This is a genomic window from Streptomyces sp. NPDC052040 (genome assembly GCF_044548405.1).
Taxonomy (GTDB): Bacteria; Actinomycetota; Actinomycetes; order Streptomycetales; family Streptomycetaceae; genus Streptomyces.
In genome coordinates, this window is record NZ_JBIUBV010000002.1 from 336,443 (window position 1) to 350,309 (window position 13,867).

Genomic DNA, 13,867 nt, shown 5'->3' on the forward strand with positions numbered 1-13,867 from the left:
GGCCTCACAGCTCGAACGACTCGTGGTGGATACGGCGGTCCGGCACTCCGGCTGCCCGCAGCGCCGCGTACATGTCCTGCGCAAAACTGTGCGGGCCGCACAGATAGACGTCGTGGCCGCGCAGGCCAGGAAAGGCCGTGCGCAGCGATTCCGCCGTGAGGTCCGGCCGCTGCCCGCCGGCCCCGTTGGGCGCATACCACACCTGCGCCCCGCGTCGGCGCGCGATCGCCTCCAGTTCGCCGCCGAGGATCCGGTCCTCGGCGCCGCGGACCCGGTACAGCAGCGTGACCTCGCCGGGCAGGGTCTCGAACAGCGCGCGCAGCGGCGTGACACCGACCCCGGCGGCGATCAGCAGGGAACGGCGCCGGGTGGCCCGCTCCGCGGTGAAGGAGCCGTAGGGGCCCTCCGCCCACACCCGGGTGCCGGGCTTGAGGAGCGCGACGGCCGCGCTGTGGTCGCCGAGCGCCTTGACCGTGATGCGCAACCGGTCCGGGCGCGGCGGTGCCGACAGGGAGTACGGCGTCGACGTCCGGCCCAGGCCGGCGCCGAGGAAGCGCCAGCGGAAGAACTGCCCGGGCCGGGCGCCCAGTTCCTCCAGGTGACGGCCGCGTACGACCACCGAGTACACGCCCGGTGCCTCGCGGTGGACCGCCTCCACATGCAGCCGGTGGCGCCGGTTGAGGCGGATCGGGGTGAGCACCCGGAACCACAGCACCAGGGCCGACACCCCCAGGTACAACGCGTACCAGGCGGCGGTGGCGGCCGGCTTTCCGCTGAACTCCTCGCCCAGCACGAGCTGGTGGAAGAAGGCGAGGAAGACGGCCGCGTACGTCAGCAGATGGACGTGGTACCAGAACTCGTGGCTGGTTCGCCGCCGTGCGGCCCGGGCCGAGGTGATGCCGACCGCCAGGAGGATCACCGTGCCGACAGTGGCCTTGAGCATGTCCGGGTAGTCGAGGACGACGGTCACCGTCTCGTGCACCAGTGACATCCGGTCCTGGGCGGCGTACCCGGCGAGGATCAGGACGACGTGTGCGACGAGGAGGCAGACCGTGTACCGGCCTGCCATCGCGTGCCAGCGGGCCACCCGGTCGGAGCCGATCCGGGTCTCCAGCGCGGGCACCCGGGCCATCAGCCCGACCAGCACGGCGCAGGCGTAGCCGCACAGCAGACCGGCGATCCGGCCGGCGCCGGTCAGCCAGCCGGCCGCGCCGACCACGGACGCGGTGTCCGCCCACCAGAGGGCGGCCACGGCCGCTGCCCCGGCCCACAGGGCGGCCGTCACGGCTCCTGCGAGGACATGCCGAACGCGCACGGGCGGGATCGCCCGCCGAGCCTCCACGGTGGCCATCGATCGCCGCCCCTTCGTTCGTCGTACCCGGCCACTGTGGGGGCCGAAGCTCTCAGGGACCTTTGAGCGCGCCCCCCGGGGGCGGGCGCCGGGGGAGAGAAGTCTCACGTCCTCCCGTGCGGCAGCGGGCGGGCCCGGGGCTCCCCTCAGAGGGAATTCAGAGCCACGATGGTGGGGCCCGCACCCTGACACGAGTGATGCTGGTACACGCGATGAACACCACCCGTTCCGGCCGCCCGGCCCTGACGCGCCCCGACGGCACTCCGCTGCGGGTCCTCGTCGTCGACGACGACCCCGACCTCGCGGAGGTGCTCAGCGGTGCCCTGCGCTACGAGGGCTGGGAGGTGCGCGCGGCCGGGGACGGCGCCGCAGCGCTCACCGCAGCGCGCGACCTGCTGCCCGACGCCGTTGTCCTGGACGTGATGCTCCCGGACACCGACGGCTTCGCCGTGCTGCGGGGTCTGCACACGGTGAAGCCCGACGTCTGTGTGCTCTTCCTCACGGCGCGGGACGCCGTCGAGGACCGTATCGCCGGGATCACCGCGGGCGGGGACGACTACGTCACCAAGCCGTTCAGCCTGGAGGAGGTCGTCGCCCGGCTGCGCGGGCTGCTGCGCAGGGCGGGCATGGCACGGACACTGGCGGAGGGGCCGCGGCTGATCGTGGGCGATCTGGTGATGGACGAAGAGGCCCGCGAGGTGACCCGGTCCGGCGACCTGGTCGAGCTGTCGCCGACCGAGTTCGAACTGCTCCGCCTCCTCATGAGCAACCCCCGCCGTGTGCTCAGCAAGGCGCAGATCCTGGACCGGGTGTGGTCCTACGACTTCGGCGGCCGGGCGCACGTGGTCGAGCTGTACATCTCCTACCTGCGCAAAAAGATCGACGCGGGCCGGGATCCCATGATCCATACGGTGCGCGGCGCGGGCTACGTACTGAAGCCGGTGGCCAGGTGATCCGCCCGCCGCGCCGGAGCGACGTGCGTCGGCTGCCCCGGCCGCGCACCCTGCGCGCCCGGCTCACCGTCGGCCTGGTGGTGCTGCTCGCGGTGAGCTGCGGGGCCGTGGGCCTGGCCGCGGTGGTCGAACTGAACGGCTTCCTCACCCAGCGTCTGGACCAGCAGCTCGCCCAGGTCGGCACCCGGTTTCCGGAGAGTCTGGAACACAACGGCAAGCTGGCGGACGACCACGACGGAGACGAGTACGGCGACACCCGCCGGATGGCCACCGGCACCTTCGGCGCCCGTCTGCTGAACGGCACGGTCACCAACAAGGGGCTCATCCGCAGCGGCGACCCGTCGGCGGATCTGAACATCAGCCTGACCACCGCGGATTCCGGGCGTCTCGGCCGGATACCGGACGACAGCACGGCCCACACCGTCAGGCTGTCCGCTCTGGGCGACTACCGTGTGATCGCCTCGCCCGGCCGGGACGGTGACGTACTGATCGTCGGCCTGCCGCTGGAGCCGGTCCAGGCCACGGTGCACCGGCTGGAACTGGTCGCCGCGATCGTCCTGGGTGTGGCCCTGGCGGTGGCCGGCGTTGCCGGGGCTCTGTGGGTGCGCTGGTCGCTCCGGCCGCTCAGCCGGGTCGCGGCCACCGCCGCCCGGGTCAGCGAACTGCCGCTGGCCAGCGGGGACGTGGTCCTGCCGCCCCGCGCGCCGCAGACCGACCCGCGCGGCGAGGTCGGCCGGGTCGCCGCCGCCTTCAACCGCATGCTGGGCCATGTCGAGGACGCACTGACCCAACGCCATGCCAGTCAGGAAAGGCTGCGCCGCTTCGCCGCCGACGCCAGCCACGAGCTGCGCACCCCGGTCGCCTCGGTCCGTGGCCATGCCGAACTGGCGCTTCTCCACCCGGACCCGGTTCCGCCCGAGGTCACCCGCGCCCTGCAACGCATCGCAGCCGAATCCGCCCGTATGGGCGACATGGTCGACGACCTGCTCCTGCTGGCCCGCCTCGACGCGGGCCGCCCCCTGGAGCGCCGTCCGGTCGACCTCACACATCTGGTCCTGGACGCAGTCACCGATGCCCGCGCCGCCGGCCCCGGCCACCGGTGGACCCTGGACCTGCCCGAAGACCCTGTCACGGTGCCGGGCGATGTCCATCGCCTCCACCAGGTGCTGGCCAACCTTCTGGCCAACGCCCGGGTGCACACGCCTGTGGGCACCGAGGTGACGGTGACCCTGGAATCCGCCACGGACGCGGCTCTTCTCTCGGTCCGTGACGACGGCCCCGGCGTCCCCGAAGGTGTCCGGCCGGGTGTGTTCGAACGCTTCACCCGGGCTGAACACCGCCGCCATCCGAAGACTTCGGGCGGCGGAGCGGGCCTGGGCCTGTCGATCGTGGCAGCGGTGGCAGAGGCGCATCGGGGCAGCGTGAGCCTGGAGAGCGGGCCGGGCTCCACGACGTTCACGGTCCGCCTGCCGGTGTGAGACGTGCCGGTGCGGGATGCCCGGTTCAGCGGACAAGCGATCCGGATTGTCGGACAGGGCTCGCTTGACGGTTCCTCGCATCCAGGCGGGACGCCGGTGCGTCCCTGTCGGTATGGAGAGGGAGAAGGTGTCGCGGGCGGCGCCTGTTGAGGGGTGTCTGGCTGTTGCCATTCGGGTGCCGGTGCGCATTTTTGTGCTGGTTCTGGTGGTGCCGGTGCGGATGGCGTGGGATGCGCTTGTCGCCGGGGGGCGGTTCGTACGGAAGGCCGTGCTGCGGCCGGTGGGGCGGGCCCTCGCGTGGGTCGTGTGGGCGGTGTGGCGGTATGGGCTGGTGCCGGTGGGGGCCGGGGTCGCCTGGGTGGGGCGGGTGTGTGTCGTTGTCCCCGGCCGCTGGTTGTACCGGTCCGTGCTCGTCCCTCTCGGGCGGGGTGTCGGGGCGGGGATTCGTGCGGGGCTCGGCTGGGTGTCTGTGCGGGTGCTGCTTCCCGTGGGGCGGGTGCTCGTTCTGGTGTTGAAAGGCGTTGGCTATGTCCTTGCCTTCGCCGTCGGAGGGGCCCTCGCGGTGGTGGCCCTGCCGGGCCGGTGGCTGTACCACAGGGTGGTGAAGCCGGTCGGGCGCGGGGTCGTACGGCTTGTGCGCGGTCTTGCCGCGGTCGTTCTGACGGTGGCCGTGCGGTGCGGAGCCGTGCTGGTGCTGCTGGTGCGGTATCTGGCGGTGGTTCCCGCCTCGGTGGTGTGGCGGAGGGTGCTCGTTCCGGTGGGGCGGCTGCTGCTGGTCGTCGGGCGGGAGGTCGGCGCCGCATTGGGGCACGCCTGGCGGGTGGCCGGGCATGTGTCCCTTGCCGTCGGGCGCTTCCTCAAGGCCCTCTTCCGGTGGTTCTTCGTCGCGCCGGGGCGCTGGGTGTACCGGACGGTGCTCACGCCCGTCGGGCATCTCGTCCGTGCCGTGGTGCTGCGCCCCGCCGCCGAGGCCGCGCGCGGTGTGGGCCGTGCCGTACGGCAGACGCTGGCCGTCGCGCGGGAGACCGCCCGGCAGGCCCGTGCCGACCTGCGCCGGATGCTGCTCGGCGCGGCCCCGCAGCCGCAGCCGGGCCCTTCGCGGGAACTCGGGGAGGGCCGTGCACGTACTCTTGGTAGCAGTACGACCGCTCTCACAGAGGACTGAACGACACTGGGCAAGCGACAGCCCGAAGGCCCGCCTCCCGCACCCGCGGTGCAGCGCATCCGACTGCGCTACACCAAGCGCGGCCGCCTCCGGTTCACCAGTCATCGCGACTTCCAGCGTGCCTTTGAACGCGCGCTGCGCCGTGCCGAGGTGCCGATGGCGTACTCGGCGGGGTTCACGCCGCATCCGAAGGTGTCGTACGCCAATGCCGCACCCACCGGCACGGGCAGTGAAGCGGAGTATCTGGAAATCGCGCTCACCGAGGCGCGCGACCCGGACCGGCTGCGTCAGCTGCTCGACGAGTCGCTGCCCGCCGGGCTCGATGTCGTCGACGCGGTCGAGGCCCGTACCTCCGGGCTCGCCGAGCGGCTCATGGCATCGGTGTGGGAGCTGCGCCTTCCCGGCGTGGACCCCGCGGACGCCGGGCGTGCGGTCGCGGCCTTCAACGCGGCCGACGCCGTCGAGGTCCAGCGCATGACCAAGAACGGGGTGCGCACCTTCGACGCCCGGCCCGCGGTCGCGGGCCTGGAGAGCGTGGACACTCATGATGCGCAGGCTGATAGGCCGACCGACCAGCCCTGTGCGATACTGCGGCTGGTTGTTCGGCACGTGACGCCTGCCGTACGACCCGACGACGTCCTGTCCGGTCTTCGCGCCGTGGCCGACCTGGCGCCGCCGGTCCCCCCAGGGGTGACCAGGCTGGCGCAGGGGCTGTTCGATGAAGAGACCGGCACGGTGACCGACCCACTCGCGCCCGACCGCGAGGCAGCAGCGACCGCGCCGATTCCGGCCGGTGCGAATGCCGCCGCGGCGGCGCCGGAGTAAGGACGGTTCCGCGTAGGGACGGACGCCGTAGTGCCGCCCTTGTACTCGGGAGCCACCTGGGTCGGGCAGCGCATCGACCTGAAGACTTTCGCCAGGCCGTACGTACACCGCGTACGGAACCGGCGAGACAAGACACAGAGAGCTCCCGTGCGGCGCCCGCGCCCCGGACGGCGGCACCGCGCATCGCGCGAGCCGCGGACGTCACCGGCCATGCCGGACCAGGTGCGGCGCCCGGGAGCCTGACGGGAGAAACGCCCGCATGCTCGAACCGACCGAGCCCACCGAGGGCTCCGAGAACAACACCCCCAGCGACACCCTGCCGCCGCGCCGTCGGCGCCGTGCAGCGTCGCGCCCGGCGGGCCCGCCCGGCGCGGCCGGCAGCGCCGCCCCCGAGGAGACCGCCGAGGTCGTGACCGGGCCCGCGGCGGCCATACCGGCCGTGGAGGCACTGGCATCCGCCGGGGCCACCGGGGCAGAAGAGAACAAAGAGACGGAAGAGGCCGCGGCCGAAGCCGCCGTCGCCGGGACCGAACCGGAGACGGCTCCGCGTCGTACGCGTCGTCGTGCCACGCGCCGTGTGTCCGCGCCCGTTGGTACGCCGGAAGCGACGGAGGTCGTGATGCCTGCTGGTGCGGAGCCCGCCGAGGGTGCTGAGGTGCCTGTCACCGAGGGTGCTGAGCCGGTGGTGGAGGAGGCTGCTCCGCCGCGTGCGCGTCGTCGTGCGACGCGTCGGGTGTCCGCGCCGAGCTCTGCGCCGGAGGCCGCGGAGGTCGTGATGCCCGCCGGTGCCGAGGGTGCTGAGAGTGCCGGGGCGCCTGCCGCCGAGCTCGCCGAGCCGGTGGCGGAGGAGGCTGCTCCGCCGCGTGCGCGCCGTCGTGCCACCCGCAAGGTGTCCGCGCCCGTCGAGACGGCCCCCGAGTCCGTCGAGGCCCCCGCGGCCGCCGAGACGCCGGTGAGCGAGCCCGAGGCCCGGCCCGCCGAGACCCCCGCCGCCGAGGACGCCGCCCCGCGCCGCAGCCGTCGTCGTGCCACCCGCCGGGTGTCCGCGCCCGCCGAGGAAGCCGCCGCCGCGCAGCCGGAGGCGCCCGAGGCCGCTCCCGCGCAGCCGGAGAAGCAGCCGGAGAAGCAGCAGCAGCCGGAGACGCAGCCGGAGGCCGAGGAGGCCGCCCCGCGCCGTGGCCGCCGTCGGGTCGCGCGCAAGGCCGCCACCGGGTTCTCCGCGCCCGCACGGTCCGGTGACGACTCCGCCGAGTCCGGGAAGCGCCCCTCGCGCCCGGCCGTGGCCGTCTTCCAGGCGCCGGTGTTCGCCGAGCCGATGTTCCAGACCCCGGAGCGGGCCGCCGCTGCCGCTGCCGCCGAGGCCGCGGAGCAGCAGGAGACCGCCCCCGAAGAGGCGCCGGCCGCCCCGCGCCGCCGCCGTCGCCGCGGTGGCGACGAGGAGCCCGCGGCCGCGGCACCCGAGACCGTGAAGCCCGAGACCCGGAAGCCCGAGGCCGTCGAAGAGGCCGAGGAGCCGGAGGAGTCCGCCGAGGCCGACGACTCGGAGGAGACCGACGAGGGCGGTTCGCGCCGCCGTCGCCGCCGGGGCGGCCGCCGCCGTCGCCGCGGTGACTCCGCCGACGGCGAGGAGACCGAGGAACTCGCCGCCGAGCAGGCCGCGCAGGATGCCGAGGACACCGCCGAGCAGCTGGAGGAGGACGCCGAGGAGGCCGAGGACGACGAGCAGCACGGCGGGGACGAGGCGTCCGGGGGCGGCTCCAGCAGCAGCCGTCGCCGCCGTCGCCGCCGCCGCAGGGCCGGTGACTCCGGTCCGGACGGCGAGGCGTCCTCCGACGACCCCGAGCGCACGGTCGTCAAGGTCCGTGAGCCGCGCAAGCCCAGCGAGCCGTCCGACGAGGTGCAGTCCATCAAGGGCTCGACCCGTCTGGAGGCCAAGAAGCAGCGCCGCCGCGAGGGGCGCGAGCAGGGCCGCCGCCGGGTGCCGATCATCACCGAGGCCGAGTTCCTGGCCCGGCGCGAGGCCGTCGAGCGGGTGATGGTCGTGCGCCAGAGCGGCGAGCGCACCCAGATCGGCGTCCTGGAGGACGGCGTGCTCGTCGAGCACTACGTCAACAAGGAGCAGTCGACCTCGTACGTCGGCAATGTCTACCTCGGCAAGGTGCAGAACGTGCTGCCGTCGATGGAGGCCGCCTTCATCGACATCGGCAAGGGCCGGAACGCCGTCCTGTACGCGGGCGAGGTCAACTTCGAGACGCTCGGCATGTCGGGCGGCCCGCGCCGCATCGAGAGCGCGCTGAAGTCCGGGCAGTCGGTCCTGGTGCAGGTCACCAAGGACCCCATCGGACACAAGGGTGCCCGTCTGACCAGCCAGGTCTCCCTGCCGGGCCGCTATCTGGTGTACGTCCCCGAAGGCTCCATGACCGGGATCAGCCGCAAGCTGCCCGACACCGAGCGGGCGCGGCTGAAGACCATCCTCAAGAAGATCGTCCCCGAGGACGCGGGTGTCATCGTGCGCACCGCCGCCGAGGGCGCGAGCGAGGACGAGCTGCGCAGGGACGTCGAACGGCTCCAGGCGCAGTGGGAGGACATCAAGAAGAAGGCGAAGAGCGGCAACGCTCCGACCCTGCTCTACGGCGAGCCGGACATGACCGTCCGGGTCGTGCGCGACATCTTCAACGAGGACTTCTCCAAGGTCATCGTCAGCGGTGACGAGGCCTGGGGGACCATCCACGGCTATGTCGCCCATGTCGCGCCCGACCTGGCCGACCGCCTCCAGCGGTGGACCAGCGAGGTCGACGTCTTCGCCACCTACCGGATCGACGAGCAGCTCGCCAAGGCGCTGGACCGCAAGGTCTGGCTGCCGAGCGGCGGTTCGCTGGTGATCGACCGGACCGAGGCGATGGTCGTCGTCGACGTCAACACCGGCAAGTTCACCGGTCAGGGCGGCAACCTCGAGGAGACCGTCACCAGGAACAACCTGGAGGCGGCCGAGGAGATCGTGCGCCAGCTGAGGCTGCGCGACCTCGGCGGCATCATCGTCATCGACTTCATCGACATGGTGCTGGAGTCCAACCGGGACCTCGTGCTGCGGCGACTGCTGGAGTGCCTGGGCCGCGACCGTACGAAGCACCAGGTCGCCGAGGTGACCTCGCTGGGCCTGGTGCAGATGACCCGCAAGCGGGTCGGGCAGGGTCTGCTGGAGTCCTTCTCCGAGACCTGTGTCCACTGCAACGGCCGCGGTGTGATCGTGCATGTCGACCAGCCGTCCGCGGCCGTCGGCGGCAAGCGCAAGAAGCGCGGCCGCGGTGGCGCCGAGGCCGAGCCCGAGACGCACGAGGCCGTGGCCGCGGAGGTCGAGGAGACCGCCGAGGCGCTGTCGGCCGCGGTGGAGACCGAGGCCGAGGTGGCCGCCGAGGCCGCTGCCCCGGCCGCGCTGCCGGAGCCCGCGTTCACTCCGGACGAGGAGCTGTACAGCAGCGTCGCCGAGGCCGAGGCCGCCGCGTCCCGGGGCCGTTCGCGGCGCCGGGTGACCCGGCGGGCATCGGCTCCCGCGGGCGCCCCGCGGGAGGAGCGGGCACCGAAGTCCCGTAGGGAGGAGCGGGCTCCGAAGACCCGGCAGGACGCCGAGGCGGAGCCGGTGGCGACCGAGGATCCGGTGGTCGAGGCACCCGCGCCGGTCGAGGAGGAGGCCGCGCCCAAGGGGCGTACGCGCCGCCGCGCGACCCGCAAGGTGTCGGCGCCCGCCGGTTCGCCCGAGGCGGCCGTGGTGACGGTCGGCGAGTCCGAGCCGGTGGCCGAGGCGCCCGTCGAGGCCCCGGCGGCACCCGCCGCGGCGGTCGAGACGGCCGAGGCACCCGCCGAGGACGCGGCTCCGGCCCGCCCGCGCCGCCGCGCCGTGCGCAAGGCCACCGCGCCCACCTCCTCCGAGGAGGCGGCCGTCATGGTCGTGCCGTCGGCGGCCGAGGAAGCGGCCCCGGCCGCGGACGAGGCCAAGGCTCCGGCCGAGGGTGAGGCCGAGGCGGCCGCGCCCGCCAAGAAGACGGCCCGCAAGACGGCGAAGAAGGCGACGGCGAAGAAGGCCGCCACCACGAAGGCCGTCGCGAAGAAGACGGCCGCCAAGAAGACGACGGCGGCCAAGAAGACCGCCGCGAAGAAGACCACCGCCAAGAAGGCGGCGGCGAAGAAGACGGCGGCCGCCGAGCAGACGGCTCAGCCGACGGTCTCGGTGAGCACGGAGGACTGACACCCTCCGGGCCCAACGGCACCACACACGGCGGGGGGGGGGGCCCCCCCGCCGCCCGGGGGGGGGGCCGCGGGCGGGGGGCCGGCGCGGGGGGGGGGGCGGCGGGGGGGGGGGCGGCCCCCCGCCCCCCCCCCCCCCCCCCGGGGGGGGGGGGGGGGCGCCCCCCCCCCCCCCCCCCCGCCCCCCGCCCCCCCCCCCGGGCGGCCCCCCCCCCCCGGCCCCGGGGGGGCCCCCCCCCCGCCGTGCGGTTCCCCTTCGCGTTCGCGGTCGCCGCCGTGGAGGTCCCGTCCGCCGTCGTCCGTCACTGCCCGCCGTCGCCGTCGCGTTCGCCCCACCGGGCGTTCCGTCCACAGGCGGCCCGAGCCCGGTTTGACCCGTCAGGGCCGCCCCCCGTACTCTTGACCGTCGGCGTGTCGATTGATACGCCACATCCCCGTAAACCTCTTCCTTCCGGGCGCCGGGCGCCTCGGGAGAGGCCGTCTGCGGTGCCGGGCGGCTGGACTGCGGGGGTGCCGTTCCCCGAGTGATGAGAGTGAGATCCGCGTGTACGCCATCGTGCGCAGCGGTGGTCGCCAGCACAAGGTTGCTGTCGGCGACATCGTTGAGGTTGACAAGATTTCCACCGCCCAGGTTGGCGACACGGTCGAGCTCTCGACCCTGCTCGTGGTCGACGGCGACTCCGTGACCAGCGACCCGTGGGTGCTGGCCGGCATCAAGGTCGAGGCCGAGGTGGTTGACCACCACAAGGGCCAGAAGATCGACATTCTGCGCTACAAGAACAAGACCGGCTACCGCCGTCGTCAGGGCCACCGCCAGCAGTACACGGCGATCAAGGTCACGGCGATCCCCACGGCTGCGAAGTAAGGGACTGAGAACAGATGGCACACAAGAAGGGCGCATCGTCCACCCGGAACGGTCGCGACTCCAACGCCCAGCGCCTCGGCGTGAAGCGCTTCGGCGGTCAGGTCGTCAGCGCGGGTGAGATCCTGGTCCGCCAGCGCGGCACCCACTTCCACCCGGGCTCGGGCGTCGGCCGCGGCGGCGACGACACGCTGTTCGCGCTGCAGCCCGGTGCGGTGGAGTTCGGTACCCACCGCGGCCGCAAGGTCGTGAACATCGTTCCGGTCGCCTGAAACAGCCCCTTCCAAGGGCCTCAGGCGCCGTAGAGCGTTGCGCGAGGCGGACCTCACTTCCCGGTCGGGAAGGCGGGTCCGCCTTTCGCTTGTTGTCCCCAGCACCATCCCGTACTCCCCCCGGCTTCCGGCCGGGGGACCCCCAGGAGGCAGAACCATGACCACCTTCGTGGACCGCGTCGAACTCCATGTCGCCGCGGGTAGCGGAGGCCACGGCTGTGCCTCCGTGCACCGGGAGAAGTTCAAGCCGCTCGGCGGCCCCGACGGCGGCAACGGCGGCCGGGGCGGCGATGTGATCCTCACGGTCGACCAGTCCGTCACCACGCTTCTCGACTACCACCACTCCCCGCACCGCAAGGCCACCAACGGCAAGCCCGGCGAGGGCGGCTTCCGCTCCGGCAAGGACGGCCAGGACCTGGTCCTGCCGGTGCCGGACGGCACGGTCGTACTCGACAAGGCGGGCAATGTGCTGGCCGACCTGGTCGGGCACGGGACGTCGTACATCGCCGCCCAGGGCGGCCGCGGCGGTCTCGGCAACGCGGCGCTGGCCTCCGCCCGCCGCAAGGCGCCCGGCTTCGCGCTGCTCGGCGTGCCCGGCGACCTCCAGGACATCGTGCTGGAGCTGAAGACGGTCGCGGACGTGGCCCTCGTCGGCTACCCCAGCGCGGGCAAGTCCTCGCTGATCTCCGTGCTGTCCGCGGCCAAGCCGAAGATCGCCGACTACCCGTTCACCACCCTGGTGCCGAACCTGGGCGTGGTCACCGCGGGCTCGACCGTCTACACCATCGCCGACGTCCCCGGGCTCATCCCGGGCGCCAGCCAGGGCAAGGGCCTCGGCCTCGAGTTCCTGCGCCATGTCGAGCGGTGCAGCGTGCTGGTGCACGTCCTGGACACGGCCACCCTGGAGTCCGACCGCGACCCGGTCTCCGACCTCGACATCATCGAGGAGGAGCTGCGGCAGTACGGCGGACTGGACGGACGCCCGCGGCTCGTCGTCCTCAACAAGACCGACGTACCGGACGGCAAGGACCTGGCCGAGATGGTGCGGCCCGACCTGGAGGCGCGCGGCTACCGCGTCTTCGAGGTGTCGGCCGTGGCCCATCTCGGGCTGAAGGAGCTGACGTTCGCCCTCGGTGACCTGGTCGCCAAGGCGCGCGCCGCCCGGCCGCAGGAGGAGGCGACCCGGATCGTCATCCGCCCGAAGGCCGTGGACGACGCCGGCTTCACGGTGACCCGCGAGGCCGAGTCCCTGTTCCGGGTGCGCGGCGAGAAGCCCGAGCGCTGGGTGCGGCAGACCGACTTCAACAACGACGAGGCCGTCGGCTACCTCGCCGACCGGCTCAGCCGTCTCGGTGTCGAGGGCGCCCTGGTGAAGGCGGGTGCCCGGAGCGGCGACGGCGTCGCCATCGGTCCGGAGGACAACGCGGTCGTCTTCGACTGGGAGCCGACCATGTCCGCGGGCGCGGAGATGCTCGGCCGACGGGGCGAGGACCACCGCTTCGAGGAGCCGCGGCCCGCCGCGCAGCGCCGCCGCGACCGGCAGGCCGAGCGGGACGACGCCCAGCAGGAGTTCGACGACTTCGAGCCGTTCTGAGCGGGAACCGGACACAGCCGGGGGCCGGACCCTCGGCTGTGCCGCGGCCCGGCGTGAGCGGAGTCGAGGACTCCGTCAGGCCGGGCCGTTGGTGCGGGCGGGCGCCTTCCAGCGCCCGCCGGGGCGGTTCACTGGTGGCGGTGCCGCCAGCCCTGCCAGGCCGACTCGATCATGTCGTCCAGGCCGTGGCGGGCCGACCAGCCGAGTTCCTGGTGGATGCGGTCGGCGGAGGCGACCACCCGGGCCGGGTCGCCGGGACGGCGCTCCGACACCGCGGGCGTCACATCGAGGCCGGTGACCTTGAGGATGAGATCCACCATCTCCCGGACCGAACTGCCCTCGCCGCGGCCGATGTTGAGGATCAGCGAGGTCCCCGCGGGGGCGTCCGTCAGACGGCGGGCGGCCGCGAGGTGGGCGGTGGCGATGTCCTCGACATGGATGTAGTCGCGGACGCAGGTGCCGTCCGGGGTGGCGTAGTCGTCGCCGAAGATCCGGGGGGCCTCACCGGCTTCGAGGCGCTCGAAGACCATGGGGATGAGATTGAAGACACCGGCGTCGGACAGCTCCGGGCTGCCCGCCCCCGCCACGTTGAAGTAGCGCAGCGAGGCGGCGCGGATCCCGTGGGCGCGGGCGGCGGCGGCGATCAGCCACTCGCCGATCAGCTTGGTCTCGCCGTAGGGGCTCATGGGGGCGCAGGGGGTGTCCTCGGTGACAAGGTCCACATCCGGCATGCCGTACACCGCGGCGGAGGAGGAGAAGACGAGCCGGTCGACCCCGGCGTCGGCCATGACCTCGAGCAGGGTCTGGAGACCGGTGACGTTCTCCCGGTAGTAGTGGAGCGGCTGCTCCACGGACTCGCCCACCTGCTTCTTGGCCGCGATGTGCACCACACCGGTCACATCATGGTCACGAACGGCCTGGGTGAGCCGGTCGGCGTCCAGCACGCTCCCGACCACCAGCGGAGTGCCGGCGGGTACGCGGCCGGCGCTGCCGGTGGAGAGGTCGTCGTAGACCACGACGCTCTCGCCGCCCTCCAGCAGGGCGCGCACCACGTGCGCTCCTATGTATCCGGCGCCGCCCGTCACCAGCCAGCTCATCGTCACCCCTCCGGTTCGGTGGTCAGTG

General features: G+C 73.3%; 10 protein-coding genes. 8 read left to right on the forward strand and 2 right to left on the reverse strand.

Annotated elements, in window-relative coordinates; all coding sequences use genetic code 11:
* Positions 1-4 precede the first annotated feature (4 nt).
* Entirely contained in the window at positions 5-1,351 is a 1,347-nt protein-coding gene (locus tag ACIHAA_RS07630) for a ferric reductase-like transmembrane domain-containing protein (protein WP_399814225.1), read from the reverse strand.
* A gap of 212 nt (positions 1,352-1,563) precedes the next feature.
* On the opposite strand from ACIHAA_RS07630, the gene ACIHAA_RS07635 reads away from it, so the two are divergent.
* From ACIHAA_RS07635 to obgE, 8 genes are all read left to right on the forward strand, one after another.
* Complete coding sequence (locus ACIHAA_RS07635; protein WP_399814537.1) at positions 1,564-2,304, forward strand: response regulator transcription factor; 741 nt, start codon at positions 1,564-1,566, stop codon at positions 2,302-2,304.
* Positions 2,305-2,327: 23 nt separating this feature from the next.
* Positions 2,328-3,782, forward strand: coding sequence for a sensor histidine kinase (locus ACIHAA_RS07640; protein WP_399814226.1), 1,455 nt, complete (start codon positions 2,328-2,330; stop codon positions 3,780-3,782).
* 475 nt (positions 3,783-4,257) lie between these two features.
* Complete coding sequence (locus tag ACIHAA_RS07645; protein WP_399814227.1) at positions 4,258-4,947, forward strand: hypothetical protein; 690 nt, start codon at positions 4,258-4,260, stop codon at positions 4,945-4,947.
* A 48-nt stretch (positions 4,948-4,995) separates the two neighbouring features.
* Positions 4,996-5,772 (forward strand): TIGR03936 family radical SAM-associated protein, encoded by a 777-nt coding sequence (locus ACIHAA_RS07650; protein ID WP_399814228.1) that lies wholly within the window; start codon positions 4,996-4,998, stop codon positions 5,770-5,772.
* 259 nt (positions 5,773-6,031) lie between these two features.
* Entirely contained in the window at positions 6,032-10,015 is a 3,984-nt protein-coding gene (locus ACIHAA_RS07655) for an Rne/Rng family ribonuclease (RefSeq protein ID WP_399814229.1), read from the forward strand.
* A 543-nt stretch (positions 10,016-10,558) separates the two neighbouring features.
* Positions 10,559-10,879 (forward strand): 50S ribosomal protein L21, encoded by a 321-nt coding sequence (gene rplU, locus ACIHAA_RS07660; protein ID WP_399814231.1) that lies wholly within the window; start codon positions 10,559-10,561, stop codon positions 10,877-10,879.
* Between the two features lie 14 nt (positions 10,880-10,893).
* Positions 10,894-11,148, forward strand: coding sequence for a 50S ribosomal protein L27 (rpmA, locus tag ACIHAA_RS07665; RefSeq protein ID WP_388966694.1), 255 nt, complete (start codon positions 10,894-10,896; stop codon positions 11,146-11,148).
* A gap of 157 nt (positions 11,149-11,305) precedes the next feature.
* Positions 11,306-12,742 (forward strand): GTPase ObgE, encoded by a 1,437-nt coding sequence (gene obgE, locus ACIHAA_RS07670; RefSeq protein ID WP_399814232.1) that lies wholly within the window; start codon positions 11,306-11,308, stop codon positions 12,740-12,742.
* 128 nt (positions 12,743-12,870) lie between these two features.
* Here the strand turns inward: obgE and galE are convergent, their stop codons facing one another.
* Entirely contained in the window at positions 12,871-13,839 is a 969-nt protein-coding gene (galE, locus tag ACIHAA_RS07675) for a UDP-glucose 4-epimerase GalE (protein WP_399814233.1), read from the reverse strand.
* Between the last annotated feature and the right edge of the window lie 28 nt (positions 13,840-13,867).

Coding starts and splice junctions, on each gene's coding strand:
- ACIHAA_RS07635 (WP_399814537.1), top strand. CDS start 1,564: ATGAACACCACCCGTTCCGGCCGCCCGGCCCTGACGCGCCCCGACGGC.
- ACIHAA_RS07630 (WP_399814225.1), bottom strand. CDS start 1,351: ATGGCCACCGTGGAGGCTCGGCGGGCGATCCCGCCCGTGCGCGTTCGG.
- rpmA (WP_388966694.1), top strand. CDS start 10,894: ATGGCACACAAGAAGGGCGCATCGTCCACCCGGAACGGTCGCGACTCC.
- ACIHAA_RS07655 (WP_399814229.1), top strand. CDS start 6,032: ATGCTCGAACCGACCGAGCCCACCGAGGGCTCCGAGAACAACACCCCC.
- obgE (WP_399814232.1), top strand. CDS start 11,306: ATGACCACCTTCGTGGACCGCGTCGAACTCCATGTCGCCGCGGGTAGC.
- galE (WP_399814233.1), bottom strand. CDS start 13,839: ATGAGCTGGCTGGTGACGGGCGGCGCCGGATACATAGGAGCGCACGTG.